Source organism: Paracoccus alcaliphilus (genome assembly GCF_028553725.1).
GTDB classification, from domain to species: Bacteria; Pseudomonadota; Alphaproteobacteria; order Rhodobacterales; family Rhodobacteraceae; genus Paracoccus; species Paracoccus alcaliphilus.
On sequence record NZ_CP067124.1, the window covers coordinates 2258578 to 2273483 of the forward strand.

The window sequence follows — 14906 nt, forward strand, 5'->3', positions numbered from 1 at the left end:
TCTCTTCGTCGTCTCGAACAGTTGAATGCGGCCGGTCAGGACCGCGGAGCAGAGTGAGGGCATGACTGCCACTGGTTCGAAGGAATGTCCGAACGAGAGCATGAACAAGGTATCACACGACCAGATCATGGGCATGGATGTCTCGCGCGATTGGCTCGACACGTATTGCTTGCCCGATGGTTTGCAACTTCGACTGCCGAATACGGCTGACGGTCATGTGCCACTGGCAACGGTTGCTCGGAAACGGCACGCTCTGGTCTGTTTTGAAACCACCGGCGGGCAAGAGTGGCGGCTCTGAGCAAGTTTGGACGCGGTCGGGGTGCAGACACGGCAACTGCCGCCGGCACAGATCAAGGCGTTCGCTGCCAGCCGTGGAACACGCGCCAGGACAGATCGGATCGACGCTGAACTGATTGCGCGTTTCATGGCTTTTCGTCCTGAGGTCGGTCGCCAGATTCCTCATGAAAAACTTCGCCTTCTCAGAGCCTTGACGTCTAAGCGTGGTCAACTTGTCGAAACACGGAAACGGCTCCTCGCGCAAATCAAAGCACATGAAAAGCTGGGAACCGATGAATTTCCTGGAGGAATGAATGATGAACTCAAAGACTTGCTGAACCACCAGATCGCCGGGTTGGAAAAGCAGATCGAGCAGACCATCGCGGCCGACGTCTCGCTGACCGAAACCGCAATAATCCTACGCTTCATTCCGGGGATCGGTCCGGTTGCCAGCACAATGCTGATTGCCGAAATGCCCGAACCTGGCCAGATCTCCGGCGAACAGGCCGCTGCGCTCACAGGGCTCGCCCCCATCGCGCATGACAGTGGCACTCTGCGCGGAAAACGCGCCATTGGTGGCGGAAGACGTTTGCTGCGGCACGTGATGTTCCAGGCTGCGCTGGTCAGTTCCGTCGCTGGACCTTGTCGGGGCTGTGGGAGGATATCCTGGACGCTTTGAACCACGCGGGGATCGCGCCCGACAAGCTTCAGTTGGTCGATAGCACAGTCATCCGAGCCCATCACCATGCGGTATACGCAGTTTGAGGCAAAGAAACGTCCAGTGGACGTTTCGACCCGATAACGGGGACTCCGAAAGAGGCTCTTGGCCGTTCGCGAGGGGGGGCACGACCAGGATTCATCTCCGCGTCAAGGGTGCGGGCCTCCCGATGAGGACAGAAGTCACGCCGGGGCAGGTCTCCGACTACACCGGCCATGATCTGGTGATGACCGACAACCTGCCGCAGCCTGCCGTTCTGGTTGCTGACAGGGGCTATGGCTCTGATAAAATTCGGGAAGATATCGAACGTCGCAACGCCCTGTCGTTCGTCGGGGAAACAGTTCCCCGAACTGTTGTCTGACCCGCCTCACTCCCGATGCGCAAGAACCGCAGGGTTCGCAAGGCGGTCGACATGACGATCTACACGCTGCGCAACATGGTCGAACGCTGCGTTCCCCAGGCCATCGAAGGCGACAAGTTTACCGACGGTGTCGCCGCTGACGATGCCAACCAGGGCCGCGCCGCCCTCTCGGGCTACATCACCCGAACTCAACCACGGCTCGATGCAGGTACGACATAGCGCTCGCAGTAGGAAGGCTGAACTGGACAGCGATGTCTGACGGTCCGCATCTGATGTCTCGCCTGGATTTGCGCCGCCTGGATGCTCTGGATGGTGGCTCAGCCTTGCCACAGAACGGCTTCATCGATGCCGGCAAGATCGCGGCACCCGGTCAGCGCCATGGCGACCTCCAGTTCGGCGCGCAAGATGGTCAGCATATGGGCGACGCCCCGCGGGCCGCCGACCGCCAGCGCATGGATCTGGGGACGACCGATCAGCACCGCCGAGGCTCCCAGCGCCAGGGCCTTCAACACATCGGTGCCGCGGCGGACGCCGCCGTCGCAGAGGACCGGAATGCGGCCCGAAACCGCGCCCACGACGACGGGCAGCATTTCGGCCGTCGCCGGCAGTCCGTCCAGCGCGCGACCGCCGTGGTTCGACACGATCAGCGCATCGGCGCCGATATCGACCGCGCCGATCGCATCATTGGCGCCAGAGATGCCCTTCAGGATCACCGGCAGTTCGGTCTGCATTTTCAGCCAGGCGATATCCTCCCATCTCGGGGCGGCGTCCATCAGGCCAAGGAATACCGCGCTGCGGCCCGGCTCGGAGCGGATCTCGGGGGCCGCCATGCCGTCGAGATTGACGGCGCGGATGTCCTCGGGCAGGCGGAACCCGGCGCGTTGCTCCATGTTGCGCAACCCGTTCACTGGTGCATCCACCGTGACCACCAGCGCCCGGTATCCGGCGTCCTCGGCCCGGCGGACAAGGCGCAGCGTATCCTCGCGCCGGGGCTGCATATACAGCTGGAACCACAGCGGGCCATGAGCGGCGGTGGCGATCTGCTCCAACGGCAGGCTGGCCTGGGTCGAGACCACAATCAGGCTGCCGGTCGCACCTGCCGCCAGCACTGTCGCGGTCTCTCCCTCGGGATGGACCAGACGGTGAAAGGCCACTGGCGCAAGGATCAGCGGATGCGGCAGGTCCAGCCCCAGCAGGTGCAGGCCGGTATCGGCGCCCCGCAGATCGGCCAGCACCCGGCCTTGCAGCCGGATCGCCTGCCACGCGGCAAGATTGGCGTCGGCGGTCAGCCCGTCCGCGCCAGCCCCGTCGATATAGGCGCGCAGCGGCGCGGGTATCCGCTCGGCGGCGTGACGTTCGTAATCGCACAGCGCCACGACATCGGCGGGAATCTGGGCCGGGCCGGCCACCCGTCAGATCTCGGCCCAGTGGCGGATCATGTTGTGGTAATGGGCGGTGATGCCCGCCACTGCCGGATCGTCGTCGGGCAGCATCGCGCGGATGCGCATGATCGACATGTCCAGATCATACAGCATATGCCGCTGCCAGTCGTCGCGCAGCATCGACTGCGCCCAGAAAAACGACGCCCAACGCGAGCCCCGCGTCACCGGTGTCACCGAATGCAGCGAGGTCGCAGGATAGACCACCGCATGACCGGCGGGCAGCTTGACCGCATGCTGGCCATAGGTGTCATGCACGACCAGCTCTCCGCCGTCGTATTCCTCGGGCGGGGTCAGGTAGATCGTGGTCGAGACATCGGTGCGGATGCGCTGCGCCGTGCCCGGTATGACCCGGATCGAGCCGTCCACATGGGCACCGAAGGTCATCCCCTCGTCATAGCGGTTGAACATCGGCGGCAGGACATGGGCGGGCAGCGCGGCCGAGGAATAGGTCGGATTGCGCCCAAGCGCCCGCAGCACGATATTGCCCAGTTCTCGCGCCTCGGGGCTGTCCACGGGTATTTGCAGGTTGTTCTTGACCTTGCCCGCCTGATCGCCAGCGGTGTTGCGGCCGTCGATCCACTGCGTCCCGTCCAGCACCTGCCGGATATAGGCGACTTCCTCGGGGGTCAGCAGGTCGGGGATGGTGATCAGCATGTCAGGCCCTTGGCAGATACGGATTTCAAAGGCGACGATAATGGGTGGCGGCGAGAAAGTTAAGTAGTCGGCTCTGAACAACCGTGTCAGGCGGGCAATGCTTGCCTGTGAAGGGGCCTTGCCGGATCACTCCTCGCTGACGCGCATCCGGCAGCGTTGGGGCGCAGATGTTTTCCGCCAGATCTTCATACATGTCGTGCGACAGTGCCAGGCGGCGGGCCTGGTTTCGACTGACACCGTCCACATTGACGCCAGCCTGATCCGGGCGAATGTCAGCATGGACGCACTGGTTTCGCGCCATCTGGATGCGGTCGAGGCCGCCCACGACGACGCCAATGGCGCCGAGCGGGACGCGCGCACGAGCGGCAAGTTCAAGAAGCTCTGCCGCACAGACCCGGACGCGAGTTGCCAGCGGATGCGCCATCGGTTCGAGCACCGCTGGCGACGCGACATCCTCCAGGGCGCCGCTGCGCCCGGCCTACAAGCAGCACACGGCCGTTGACGATTTTGCGGGCGTCGTCGTCGATGTGGAGATTGTGACCGGCGAAGAACATGACACGGGCCGGTTCGACGAGCGCCTGGAAGCGATCGAAGCGACCCCTGGGGTTACCCCGGGCCGGATCACGGCGGACAGGCTCTATGGCATTGGCCGGATTTACGCCGCCCTTGAAGACCGCAGGATAGCAGCCGTCATCCCGCCTCTTCGTGCCCCCCGTCGCAAGGGGGCGCAGGGCTTTCCGACCGAGCGGTTCAAGTTCGATCCCCATCATGATGTGGTCCGCTGTCCGGCGAGGAGGCGGCTGACCCCGAGAAACGTCACAAAATCCGGGCAATGGTATCGCGCCGACCGGCATGACTGCGCGCGCTGTCCTCTCAAGGCGCAATGCCTGCCCCGGGGCGCGCCATCCCGCAGGGTGCATATCGTGACAAACCACGCGGCCATCTTGCGCGCTCGACGCAAACGCCTGGCATGGGGAAAGGACGGCCATGCGATATACACCCGGCATCGCTGGCGCGTCGAAGGCACCCACGGCACCGCCAAGACGCTCCACGAACTTGCCAGAGCCATCCGCAGGGGGCTCGAGAACATGAGGATGCAGGCCCTTCTGACGGCCATCGCCATGAACCTCAAGAAACTGGCAGCCGCAATGATGCTGTTGCTCTGTTCGATCATCGAAATCCGCGCAGTCCGACCAAACCCGGCGGCAGCCTGAAACAACTTCTTCAACAGTCCCCACTGGATCGTTTTCCAATGGACGCTCTCGAACGGCCAAGAGCCTCTTTCGGAGGCCCCGTTATCGGGTCGAAACGTCCACTGGACGTTTCTTTGCCTCAAACTGCGCCCGCCGCATGATGATGCGCCCGGATCACGGTGCTGTCGACCATCTGAAGTTTGTCGGGCGCGATCCCCGCGTGGTTCAAAGCGTCCAGAATGTCCTCCCACAGCCCCGGCAGGGTCCAGCGGCGGAACTGACGATAGCACGACGACCACTTGCCGAACTCTTCTGGAAGATCTCTCCACGGTGCGCCTGTCCGTGCGATCCAGAAAATCCCGCCCAGAACAAGGCGATGATCTGAGGGTTTATGCCCGTTTGGACGCCGGACGGCATAGATGAACCGATCGAAAAAAGGCCCACTCATCGTCAGATATCAGGTTCCGCGCCAAGCTCATCTCCAACGTAGAGATGATCTTGAATCATAGATCGCTGGTAAGTGGAACCCATTTTGTCAATAAGACTAAATATGTTGCTGATTGGAGCGGGTGAAGGGAATCGAACCCTCGTCTGGAGCTTGGGAAGCTCTCGCTCTACCATTGAGCTACACCCGCGTGCGGGTTTGCTATCGCATGGAGCATGGGCGGTCAAGACGGGATGGAGCTCAGCGCAGGCCCATTTCCGCGAGGGCGGCCGCCATGGCCGGGGGCAGGGTCTCGGCGCTGTCTGACTGGCCGGTCAGGTCGGGCGGGGCGTCCTTGCCCGACAGATAGCGCCAGCCCTGAAAGGGGCGGCGTGGGACCGCGGCGACCTGAATCAGCTTTGGGTCGAGGATCAGGGCGCAGCGGCGGATGCCGTCCTCGCCCTCGCGGGGTTCCAGTGCCAGAAGGCGTTGGCGGGCCAGCATCATGCCCTTGAACACCCAGTAGATCGATCCGCCGTCGAGCAGCTCGGCCTCTCGCCGGGGCCACATGCGGGTCACATGCATGGCGGGGTTGTCACCAAAGCGTTGCTGCTGCCATTGGCGCAGGTCCTCGGGGCCTTCGGCGCCGACGCAGAGCTTCATCAGGTTGAGGGATCCGGGCATGGGGGTAATCTAGGGGTGGGCGGCGCGGGCCGCAAGCGGAGAGGGAGGGGCGCTGCCCCTCTTGGCCTGCGGCCAATTCACCCCGAGGTATTTTCAAGGAGTGCGAGGGGCGGGCGGTGGCTTAGCGTTCGGTCAGTTTCAGCTCGATCCGGCGGTTCCGGGCCATCGATTCGGGGCTGTCATTGGGGCCAACCGGGCGGTTGTCGGCAAAGCCGGTGGCGGCGAGGCGGTCGGCGGGAAAGCCCAGATCCTCGGTCATGAAGCGGACCACGGCCAGCGCCCGGGCCTGGCTGAGTTCCCAGTTGTCGCGATAGCGGCCGCTGCCCGAGAGCGGGGTGTTGTCGGTATGGCCGTCCACGCGGATGATCCAGTCGATTTCGCGCGGGATCTCGGCGGAGATGTCCGAGAGCATCCGGGCGACGCCGGCGATCTGGTCGCGTCCGCCGGGCGACAGCGTGGCGGCGCCGGGGGCGAAGAGGACTTCGGACTGGAATACGAAGCGGTCGCCAACCACGCGGACGCCTTCGCGCCCCGAGAGGATCTGCGACAGGCGGCCGAAGAATTCCGAGCGGTAGCGGGCGAGATCGCGGGCCTCTTCCTCGGCGCGCTGACGGGCTTCGGCCTCGAGCGTCAGGCGGCGGTCCTTTTCCTCGGCCGCCAGCAGCAGGGCGGCGTTCAACTGCTGGCCGAGTTCCTCGACGCGCAGTTCCGCGGCCTCCTGCTGGCCGCCAGAGGCCTCGAGCAGCGCCTGAAGCGAGCCGAGCCGGGCGGTCAGCGAGGCCACCTGTTCATTCAGAAGTGCCACCCGGCGCTGGCTGTCCGAGGACAGGCGTTCCTGTTCGGCCAGTTGCGATCGGGCTGTGGCCAGCAGGGCGGCCTGACGCTCGGCCTCGGTGCCAGCCTGTTCGGCATCGGTGGCCAGATCGTCGCGGGTTGCCTCGGCGGCGGCCAGAAGGGTCAGCGTTTCCTCGGCGCGCTTGCGGCTTTCTTCCAGCGCCAGTGTCATGGCGGTCAGTTCGCTGTCGGCGCCTTGCAGCCTTTCGCGCAGGGCGCGCGCGGCTTCGGCTTCGGTCAGGCGGGCGGTTTCGGCCTCGTCAAGGGCGGCCTCCAATGCGGCCGTTTCCGCTTCGCTGCTGCGGCGCAGATCGGCGATCAGGGCTTGCAGCGCCTCGTTCCGGGCGGCGGCGAGGCGGGCCTGTTCGGTCTGCTCGTCGATTTCCGAGCGGGCGGCGGCGATGGCCAGTTCGGCGGCAGAGGCGCGATCCTGCTGGTCCGACAGCTGCGTTTCCAGCGCCAGTTGGCGGCTGCGATCAGCGGATCTTGCGGCCAGAAGGGCGGCCACTTCGGCCTCGAAATCGGTGAGGCGGCTTCGGGCCTGTTGCAGTTGTTCCTGTCCGGCCTGCAACTGGTTGTTCAGGCGGGCGATCCGGGCGGCGCGGTCGCGGGCCTCGGCCTCGGCCTCGCGGGCGCGTTCGGTCTGCGATTCCAGTTCGGCCTGCAAGCCGGCCTCGCGTTCCTCGGATGCGCCAAGCGCCGAGCCGAGCGCCGAGACCTGCTGGCCAAGCGCCTCGAGCCGCTGTTCCTGCCGCGAGATCGTCTGATCCTGATCGGCGATGGTGTGTTCGCGCAGCCCGATGGTTTCGCGCAGCACCGATTGCACCACCAGCGTCACCGTCAGCACGAAGATCAGCACCAGCAGCAGCGTCGCCAGCGCATCGACATAGCCCGGCCAGATCGAGGTCGCGAAACGGTTGGAGGAAGAGCGGTTCAGCGCCATCTCAGCCGCCCCGGCGCGGAGGTTCCGGGATGTCGGGCAGCAGGTCGTCGCGGAACCTGTCGCCGAAATTCGCCGCCCGCACGGCGCGGGTCAGCACCAGCAGATCGGCACGCAATGCGTTCACCATATCGTCGCGCCCATCGTTCAGATCGGCGGCCAGCCGGGTCAGCGCGGCCTCGATCCCCGACAGATCGGCGGCGGGCGAGGGGCGGCGTTGTTGCTGGGCCAGTTCCAGCATCTGATCCTGCCCGTTGGCCAGTCGGTTCAGCACATGCGTCAGATCGGCGCTGCGGGCGATGGCGGCCTGATTTTCGGTCTCGCCGTGCTGGGCCAGCGATTCGATGGCCTGCGCCATCACGATCACCCGCTCGTCCGTCATCAGCGCCTGATCGTCGCGCGCCGCGTCGCGTTCGGCGTAATACAGCTGCAAACGTTCCATCTGATTGGCCATCTGCTCGAAAAAGCCCGAGATGGCGGCCTGATCCAGACCGTCGCCATCCGATCCGGCCAGACTGACGCGGGTAAAGCCGGTCATCCATTCTTCAAGTTCGCGATAAAAGCGGTTCTGGCCGTGGGTGACGAACAGTTCCAGCAGCCCCACCACCAGCGAACCGGCCAGACCCAGCAGCGACGAGGAAAAGGCCGTGGCCATGCCGCCCAGCTGCGATTCCAGCCCGCTCATCAGCTGGTCAAAGACCTCCATTCCGGTCTGGCCTTCCTCGGGTGCCAGAGCGCGGATGGTTTCGACCACCGCCGGAACGGTGATCGCCAAACCATAGAACGTCCCCAGAAGGCCAAGGAAGATCAGCAGGTTGGACAGGTATCTTGTGATGTCGCGCAACTCGTCGATGCGGGTGGCGACGGAATCGAGGATCGAGCGCGCGGCCCCGGTCGAGATGATCCCCGCCGATGGCCCGCCCGCACCCAGAAGCGCGGCCAAAGGCGCCAGCAGCCGGGGGGCGCTGTCACGTTCGGCCTCTCCTTGCGCGGCGACGCCTTTTTCGACGGCATTGCGGCGGCGTTCGGCGAAACGCTCGATCCAGCTGACCGAGCGAATCAGCTGACCGACCTGCCAGAAACAGGTCAGGATGCCGATCGCAAAGACCGTCAGGATCAGCCCGTTCAACCAAAGATTGGCCTGAAAGATCGGCAGGATGCGGCCATAGGTGAACCAGCCGCCGACGCCGACCAGCACCAGCACGGTCAGCATCAGCACGATCTGGCGCACCGGCTGCGAGAAATGCGGATTGGCCGCTGCCCCGCCCACCGGCCCGCCGCGTGTCGCGGTGATGCGCTTGCCGGGCAGGTGCAGGCGGGTCTGTCTGGATGCGGGCTCGCCGGGACGCTGGCCAGAGGTCGGATCGCTCACATGGACGCCTTTCGTTTCACAGATGCGTCATTCGGGCCGAAGCTTACGAGGCCGCAGCGCCGTTGCCAAGCACTGCGAAAGTCCCGCACCTGTTCATTATTCCGCCATCAGGCGGCGGACATCGGCGGACAGGCGGTCCAGTTCGGCATCGGCCAGCCCGATTTCCGCCAGATGGCGGGCGGTGTTGAACAGGTAATCACAGTTCGGCCCGCGCCCGCCGCAGGCCCGCGCGATGATCCGCGCCTGTTCCGACAGTGCCAGCCCGCCCGCATATTGCCAGTGGTCGCGCCGCATCACATAGGCCAGCGCCTCGATCCTGCGCCCGTCATCCAGCCGCAGCGGCAGGATCGCCTCGCGATAGGCATCGGTCGAAAGCTCGCGCGCGCGCAGATAGGCCATCACCTCGGCATGATCCTGCGCGCCGATGCGCATCGCCAGTCCGGCGCAGGTGCCGCCGTCCTGCTCGTCCAGCCCCAGCACCAGCCCGGGCGCCTCTTCAGTGCCGCGATACATCGTCGAACGCAGGCAGAAACTGCGGGCATATCCGCTGACCCGCGCCTTGACCGTCTCGACCGGGTGAAACCCCGGGTCCCACATGAGCGAGCCATAGCCGAACACCCAGGAAACCGTCGTCATCTGTCGCATACCCTTTTACCGGTCTTGAAGTTAGGTCACGATGCGCGCCGGTGAAACCCCGCCATTGCGGCAATGGGGCGCGAAAGGAACGGGACAGCGATGCGCAGGCTTCTCGGATCGGTGCTGCTGATTGCGGCGGCAATCGTCGGATTGTGGATCGTCGCCGAGAACTGGGCGGCGGGCAGGCTGCGCGATCTGATCGCGGACCGGCCCGATATGCAGGCGGCGGCGGTCCAGCCGCTGCGCGCGCCGTCGCGGATCGGCCTGCGGCTGGATCGGCCCGAGATCCGGCAGCCGGGAATGGCACTGTCGGCCGACTGGCTGGAACTGTGGCTGTCGCCCCTGTCCCCGTTGACCGCCGTGGCCGTGCCAGCCGGGGATGGTTGGCTGGACCTGTCGGGCCAGCGGCTTCCCTATACGCTGGCCGATACGCGTGCGCAGGTGGCGCTGTCGCCGCTGAACCGGATGGCGGTGTCGCATCTGGCGCTGAATGGCGGGCCGCTGAACATTGACGGGCAGGTCTTGCTGAACCGGTTGCAGGCGCAGGCCGATCTGGACGGGATCAGCCCCGAGGGCGCCGCCTATGACCTGCGTCTGATGCTGGACGGGCTTCAGGGCTATCGGCTGGCCCTGCTGGGGCTCGCACCGCTGGCCTTGCCCGGCGTGCTGTCGGTCGAAGGGGATGGCCGCCTCTGGCTGGACCGCGCGCTGGGGGGGCAGGAGGGTGACGAGATGCCGCGTGTGCTGGGCTTTGCAACCACAGGGATAGAGATCCGGCTGGGCGATCTGTCGGCGCGGCTGATCGGGCGCGTCCGGCAGGGCGGTGATGGCCGGGCCGAGGGGCGGGTCGCCCTTTATACTCCCGACGCCGAGGGCTTCATTCAGGCGGCGGCGACCTCGGGGCTGATCCCGGAGGATGGGCAGATGCTGGCCCGCGCGATGCTGAAACAGATGAACCGGATGCCGATGCCCGCGGCCCTCACGCCCGACGGGCTGGATTTCCCGGATCCCGCAGCGACAGAAACGCGGATCCCGCTGGTTTTCCGCGATGGCCAGATGTTTCTGGGCGTGATGCCGGTCGGGCCTGCGCCCCGCTTCCCCGGCTGAGAATCACCTGTCCCGGGTCGCTTCGGCCGAGCGTCCGAAATCCGGCGCATTGGTATCCTGCCCGGCCTCGATGATGCCACGGCGGATCGCGCGGGTGCGGGTGAAATAGTCGAACAGCTGCTGCCCGTCGCCCATGCGGATCGCGCGTTGCAACATGAACAGCTCCTCGGTGAAACGGCCAAGGATATCCAGCGTCGCCTCTTTGTTGTGCAGGAACACATCGCGCCACATCGTCGGGTCGCTGGCCGCGATCCGGGTAAAGTCGCGGAAACCGGCGGCGGAATACTGGATGACCTCCTCGTCCGTCACCCGTCGCAGGTGATCGGCGACGCCGACCATCGTATAGGCGATCAGATGCGGCGCATGGCTGGTCACGGCCAGCACCAGATCGTGATGGCTGGCCTCCATGCTGTCGGTCTTGGCACCCATCGCGCGGACCAGATCGGCCAGCCGCGCCACGGCCTGCGGATCGCTGTCGGGCAGGGGGGTCAGCAGCCACCAGCGATTGCGGAACAGCGTCGCAAAGCCCGAACGCGGACCGGAATGTTCGGTGCCCGCCAGCGGGTGGCCGGGAATGAAATGCACGCCATCGGGGATATGCGGGCCGACCGCGTCGATCACCGATTGCTTGACCGAACCGACATCGGTCACCGTCGCGCCGGGCTTCAGATGCGGCGCGATCTCGGCCGCGACATCGCCCATCGCGCCCACCGGCACCGCCAGCACCACCAGATCGGCGCCCTTCACCGCTTCGGCGGCGCTGTCGCAGATCCGGTCGCACAGCCCGATCTCTCGCGCGGTGTCGCGGGTCTCATGGCTGCGGGCAAAGCCCACGATCTCACCCGCCAGCCCGCCCTCGCGCATCGCATGCGCCATCGAGCCCGCAATCAGCCCCAGCCCGATCAGCGCCACCCGGTCATAGATCACGCTCATGCACCCCTCCGGGCGGCCATGAAACGGCCAAGGCAGTCGATCACGCGGGCGGTGCCCTTTTCATCCCCCACGGTGATGCGCAGGGCGGCGGGCAGGCCATAGCCGCCCACGCGGCGCACAAGGATGCCATCCTCGCGCAGCGCGGCATCGGCGGCCTCGGCCTCGGCGGGATCGGTGAACCGGGCCAGCACGAAATTGGCAAAGCTTTCGTCGCAGCCGATACCCATCTGGATCAGCGAATTGCGCAGCCGCTCGCGCATCTGCGCATTCAGTTCGGCGCAATGTGTGGTGAAGCCGGTGTCGCGGATCGCGGCCTCGGCGGCGGCCATCTGCGCGCTGGACAGGTTGAAGGGCTGGCGGATGCGGTTCAGCACGTCGATGATCCGGCGGCTGGCATAACCCCAGCCGATCCGCAGCCCGCCCAGCCCGTGGATTTTGGAAAACGTCCGCGTCATCACCACATTCGGATGGCGATCGACCAGCCCGGCGCCGCCGTCGAAACCGCCCGCGAATTCGGTATAGGCACCGTCATGGACCAGCAACACATGCGCGGGCAGCCCATCGATCAGGCGCTGCAATTCCGCGGCGGTCAGCATGGTGCCGGTCGGGTTCGCCGGGTTGGCGATGAACACGACCCGCGTGCGCCCGGTCACCGCCGCCAGTATCGCATCCACGTCGATGCGGCGCTCGGTCTCGGGCACCGTCACCGGCACGGCGCCGACCATCCGCGCAAGGATCGGATACATGGAAAAGCCATGCTCGGTGGTGATGACCTCATCCCCCGCGCCGGCAAAGGCATGGACCACGAATTGCAGCACCTCGTCCGAGCCCACGCCGCAGATGATCCGGTCGGGATCCAGTCCGTGCACCTCGCCGATGGCGCGGCGAAGGGGGGCGTGATCGGTATTGGGATAGCGGTTCAGATCCCCCGCCGCCGCCGAAAACGCCGCCTGCGCCGCCGGGCTGCATCCCAGCGGGTTCTCGTTCGAGGACAGTTTCAGAACGTCGTCATGCCCGGCCAGCTTGCTTTCGCCGCTGACGTAAAGCGCGATCTCAATGATGCCGGGCTGCGGGATGATCTGGGTCATGGCACCTTCCTTTGTCCGCGCCGGTTTAGTCCCTGGACCTCTCCAAGGAAAGAGACGAATTCCCGCAGCCCCCTATCACTGGTGTTCAAATATCCACAGGACGACCGGCCCGTACCAGGCGCCACCTTGCAGGTAAGGCGGCTATAGCCAGCCTCTGTCGCCCCTCCGACGAAAAAGGCCGCATCCGAAGATGCGGCCTTGAAATCTGCATGAATCGGCGAAGATCAGTTCTTCGCGTAATATTCGACGACCAGGTTCGGCTCCATCATCACCGGATAGGGCACGTCGCCCAAGGCCGGGGTGCGCACGAAGCCGGCGGTCAGCTTGTTGGTGTCCACGTCCAGATAGTCGGGGATGTCACGCTCGGCCGAACCGATGGCTTCCAGCACGATGGCCAGCTGGCGCGAACGCTCGCGCACCGAAACCACGTCGCCTTCGCGGACACGGTACGAGGCGATGTTGACGCGCTTGCCGTTCACTTCGACATGGCCGTGGTTGACGAACTGACGGGCGGCAAAGATGGTCGGCACGAATTTGGCGCGATAGACGACGGCGTCCAGACGGCGCTCCAGCAGACCGATCAGGTTCTCGCCGGTGTCACCCTTCACACGCTCGGCCTCGGAATAGATGCGGCGGAACTGCTTTTCGGTCAGGTCGCCGTAATAGCCCTTCAGCTTCTGCTTGGCGCGCAGCTGGGTGCCGAAATCCGACAGCTTCTGCTTGCGGCGCTGGCCGTGCTGGCCGGGGCCGTATTCGCGGCGGTTCACCGGGGATTTGGCGCGGCCCCAGATGTTTTCGCCCATACGGCGGTCAATCTTATACTTGGCAGCGGTGCGTTTGGTCATCGCTGATCTCCTTTTGTTGTATCAAAAGGGCGTTGTCCTTTCCCTTGGGCTCTTCCCCTCGGGCGACAGGTATTCCCTTGCGGGGGCCACCAACACCAATGAAGTGCGCGCTTATAGACGGATGCCCGGCACTGTCAAGCGATCCGCCGATCTTTCCGGGCTCAATCGTCCAGCTTGCGCATCAGCAGCAGCGCCAGTCCCGAACAGATCAGCGTGGCGCTGACCACCGGCAGCGCGGTTCCGGCATAAAGCAGCCCCACCGGCGCGGCGATCAGCGTGCCCGCCAGCGTCGAGACCGCCGCCACGAACGATGCCGCCATGCCCGCGATATGCCCCATCCGTTGCAGCGCCAGCGCGTTCAGGTTGCCGAAGGTGACCCCGGCCATGAAGAATACGCTGACCGCCCAGATGAAGAAGGCCGGAAACCGCGCCGGTTCCGCCAGCAGATCGCCCAGCAGCAGCACCAGCATCACCGACGAGACGCAGGTCTGCATCACATAGGCCCATTTCGCGATCCGCCGCATCCCGAAGCGCATGACGAAGGTGGCGTTCAGAATGGTGCCCGTCCCTGCCAGCAGCGCCATCATCGCGAACCAGAAGGGAAAGCTGGCGCCCTTGCCATAGGCCTCGCCGAACAGTTGCTGGGCCGATGACAGCAGACCGAACATCTGGCCATAGCCAAGCGTCAGCACCAGCGTGCACAGCATGACCTGACGGTTCGACACGACCTCTTTCATGCCCGAGATCATGCTGCCGACCCGCAGCGGACGGCGGCGTTCGGGGGGCAGGGTCTCGGCCTGACGCAGGTTCAGCCAGCCGGCGCCGATCAACCCGAACAGCACGAAGGCCCCGAAGACGCCATGCCAGCCCGCCAGCCAGATGATGCCCGCCCCCAACAGGGGCGCCATCGCCGGCACGATGATGAAGATCATCATCACGAAGCTGGTGATCCGGGCCATCTCGCGGCCCTCGTAAAGGTCGCGCACCAGCGCCAGCCCGACGATGCGCGGCCCCGCGGCCCCCAGCCCCTGCACGAAACGCGCCACCAGCAGCAGTTCCAGCGATTGCGACAGCATCGCCACCACCGCCGCCACCAGATAGATCGCAAACCCTAGGGTGATCGCCCGCTTGCGCCCGATGGAATCCGAGATCGGCCCGGCAAACAGCGTACCGATGCCCATGCCCGCCATGAAGACCGTCAGGACCAGTTGCGCCCGGTTGACGTTTTCGGGCGTCAGCGCCTGCGCGATATCGGGCAGCGCGGGCAGCATCGCGTCGATCGAGAACGCGATCGTCGCAAAGAGGAATGCAAGCATGCCAATGAATTCTGGCAGGGACAGGCGGCGTCGCATGACGCTGCCATCTTGGCCGGGACCGCTCATCTTGGACCTTTCCGAAA

Annotated in this window: 15 protein-coding genes, 1 tRNA gene and 2 pseudogenes; 5 read left to right on the forward strand and 13 right to left on the reverse strand. The window is 65.3% G+C overall.

Translation table 11 applies throughout. From position 1 onward, the window contains the following. Positions 1–61: 61 nt before the first annotated feature. The 3 genes and pseudogenes from JHW40_RS11575 to JHW40_RS11585 all read left to right on the forward strand — a co-directional run. Positions 62–298 (forward strand): hypothetical protein, encoded by a 237-nt coding sequence (locus JHW40_RS11575; protein ID WP_211657465.1) that lies wholly within the window; start codon positions 62–64, stop codon positions 296–298. Between the two features lie 21 nt (positions 299–319). After that, on the forward strand, positions 320–955 hold the full coding sequence (locus tag JHW40_RS11580; protein WP_244519413.1) for a transposase: 636 nt from the start codon (positions 320–322) through the stop codon (positions 953–955). After that, a pseudogene (locus JHW40_RS11585) lies at positions 850–1445 on the forward strand (transposase); the annotation flags it as partial. The gene JHW40_RS11580 and the pseudogene JHW40_RS11585, both read left to right, overlap by 106 nt. A 227-nt stretch (positions 1446–1672) precedes the next feature. Here JHW40_RS11585 and JHW40_RS11590 read toward each other — a convergent pair. Genes JHW40_RS11590 through JHW40_RS11600 form a run of 3 tightly spaced genes read right to left on the reverse strand, consistent with a single transcriptional unit; the run spans position 1673 to position 3875 of the window. Then, positions 1673–2764, reverse strand: coding sequence for an alpha-hydroxy acid oxidase (locus JHW40_RS11590; RefSeq protein ID WP_090618051.1), 1092 nt, complete (start codon positions 2762–2764; stop codon positions 1673–1675). 3 nt (positions 2765–2767) lie between these two features. Then, positions 2768–3451: a Fe2+-dependent dioxygenase gene (locus JHW40_RS11595; RefSeq protein WP_272848973.1), complete on the reverse strand. Its 684-nt coding sequence runs from the start codon at positions 3449–3451 to the stop codon at positions 2768–2770. Between the two features lie 25 nt (positions 3452–3476). After that, entirely contained in the window at positions 3477–3875 is a 399-nt protein-coding gene (locus tag JHW40_RS11600; RefSeq protein ID WP_272849111.1) for a hypothetical protein, read from the reverse strand. Between JHW40_RS11600 and JHW40_RS11605 the strand changes: the two genes are divergently transcribed. Continuing rightward, the gene (locus JHW40_RS11605) at positions 3787–4665 is read left to right on the forward strand and encodes a transposase (RefSeq protein WP_272848974.1); all 879 of its coding nucleotides are present in this window, start codon (positions 3787–3789) and stop codon (positions 4663–4665) included. The genes JHW40_RS11600 and JHW40_RS11605 overlap by 89 nt on opposite strands. 28 nt (positions 4666–4693) lie before the next feature. Here JHW40_RS11605 and JHW40_RS11610 read toward each other — a convergent pair. The 6 genes and pseudogenes from JHW40_RS11610 to JHW40_RS11635 form a co-directional block, all read right to left on the reverse strand. After that, a pseudogene (locus JHW40_RS11610) lies at positions 4694–5123 on the reverse strand (IS5 family transposase); the annotation flags it as partial. Between the two features lie 82 nt (positions 5124–5205). Next, positions 5206–5279 (reverse strand) — tRNA-Gly (locus JHW40_RS11615). Positions 5280–5329: 50 nt separating this feature from the next. Beyond that, complete coding sequence (locus JHW40_RS11620; protein WP_090613580.1) at positions 5330–5752, reverse strand: DUF1489 family protein; 423 nt, start codon at positions 5750–5752, stop codon at positions 5330–5332. A 121-nt stretch (positions 5753–5873) separates the two neighbouring features. Next, positions 5874–7529, reverse strand: coding sequence for a peptidoglycan -binding protein (locus JHW40_RS11625; protein WP_090613583.1), 1656 nt, complete (start codon positions 7527–7529; stop codon positions 5874–5876). A 1-nt stretch (position 7530) separates the two neighbouring features. Next, on the reverse strand, positions 7531–8820 hold the full coding sequence (locus JHW40_RS11630) for a biopolymer transporter ExbB (RefSeq protein WP_420848473.1): 1290 nt from the start codon (positions 8818–8820) through the stop codon (positions 7531–7533). 174 nt (positions 8821–8994) lie between these two features. After that, positions 8995–9534: a gamma-glutamylcyclotransferase gene (locus JHW40_RS11635; protein WP_090613585.1), complete on the reverse strand. Its 540-nt coding sequence runs from the start codon at positions 9532–9534 to the stop codon at positions 8995–8997. A gap of 99 nt (positions 9535–9633) precedes the next feature. Here JHW40_RS11635 and JHW40_RS11640 point away from each other — a divergent pair, with 99 nt between their 5' ends. Then, entirely contained in the window at positions 9634–10641 is a 1008-nt protein-coding gene (locus JHW40_RS11640; RefSeq protein ID WP_170851854.1) for a DUF2125 domain-containing protein, read from the forward strand. Positions 10642–10644: 3 nt separating this feature from the next. On the opposite strand, the gene JHW40_RS11645 is transcribed toward JHW40_RS11640, so the two are convergent. The 4 genes from JHW40_RS11645 to JHW40_RS11660 form a co-directional block, all read right to left on the reverse strand. Beyond that, on the reverse strand, positions 10645–11574 hold the full coding sequence (locus JHW40_RS11645) for a prephenate/arogenate dehydrogenase family protein (RefSeq protein ID WP_090613591.1): 930 nt from the start codon (positions 11572–11574) through the stop codon (positions 10645–10647). Next, on the reverse strand, positions 11571–12662 hold the full coding sequence (gene hisC / locus JHW40_RS11650; protein ID WP_090613593.1) for a histidinol-phosphate transaminase: 1092 nt from the start codon (positions 12660–12662) through the stop codon (positions 11571–11573). The genes JHW40_RS11645 and hisC overlap by 4 nt, the downstream gene beginning before the upstream one ends. 224 nt (positions 12663–12886) lie before the next feature. Beyond that, positions 12887–13507, reverse strand: a complete 621-nt coding sequence (gene rpsD / locus JHW40_RS11655; protein ID WP_090613595.1) for a 30S ribosomal protein S4 — start codon at positions 13505–13507, stop codon at positions 12887–12889. Between the two features lie 161 nt (positions 13508–13668). Beyond that, the gene (locus JHW40_RS11660) at positions 13669–14823 is read right to left on the reverse strand and encodes a multidrug effflux MFS transporter (RefSeq protein WP_090613804.1); all 1155 of its coding nucleotides are present in this window, start codon (positions 14821–14823) and stop codon (positions 13669–13671) included. Between the last annotated feature and the right edge of the window lie 83 nt (positions 14824–14906).

Coding starts and splice junctions, on each gene's coding strand:
- JHW40_RS11575 (WP_211657465.1), top strand. CDS start 62: ATGACTGCCACTGGTTCGAAGGAATGTCCGAACGAGAGCATGAACAAG.
- JHW40_RS11595 (WP_272848973.1), bottom strand. CDS start 3,451: ATGCTGATCACCATCCCCGACCTGCTGACCCCCGAGGAAGTCGCCTAT.
- JHW40_RS11605 (WP_272848974.1), top strand. CDS start 3,787: ATGGCGCCGAGCGGGACGCGCGCACGAGCGGCAAGTTCAAGAAGCTCT.
- JHW40_RS11600 (WP_272849111.1), bottom strand. CDS start 3,875: ATGGCGCATCCGCTGGCAACTCGCGTCCGGGTCTGTGCGGCAGAGCTT.
- JHW40_RS11620 (WP_090613580.1), bottom strand. CDS start 5,752: ATGCCCGGATCCCTCAACCTGATGAAGCTCTGCGTCGGCGCCGAAGGC.
- JHW40_RS11625 (WP_090613583.1), bottom strand. CDS start 7,529: ATGGCGCTGAACCGCTCTTCCTCCAACCGTTTCGCGACCTCGATCTGG.
- JHW40_RS11635 (WP_090613585.1), bottom strand. CDS start 9,534: ATGACGACGGTTTCCTGGGTGTTCGGCTATGGCTCGCTCATGTGGGAC.
- JHW40_RS11640 (WP_170851854.1), top strand. CDS start 9,634: ATGCGCAGGCTTCTCGGATCGGTGCTGCTGATTGCGGCGGCAATCGTC.
- JHW40_RS11645 (WP_090613591.1), bottom strand. CDS start 11,574: ATGAGCGTGATCTATGACCGGGTGGCGCTGATCGGGCTGGGGCTGATT.
- hisC (WP_090613593.1), bottom strand. CDS start 12,662: ATGACCCAGATCATCCCGCAGCCCGGCATCATTGAGATCGCGCTTTAC.
- rpsD (WP_090613595.1), bottom strand. CDS start 13,507: ATGACCAAACGCACCGCTGCCAAGTATAAGATTGACCGCCGTATGGGC.
- JHW40_RS11660 (WP_090613804.1), bottom strand. CDS start 14,823: ATGCTTGCATTCCTCTTTGCGACGATCGCGTTCTCGATCGACGCGATG.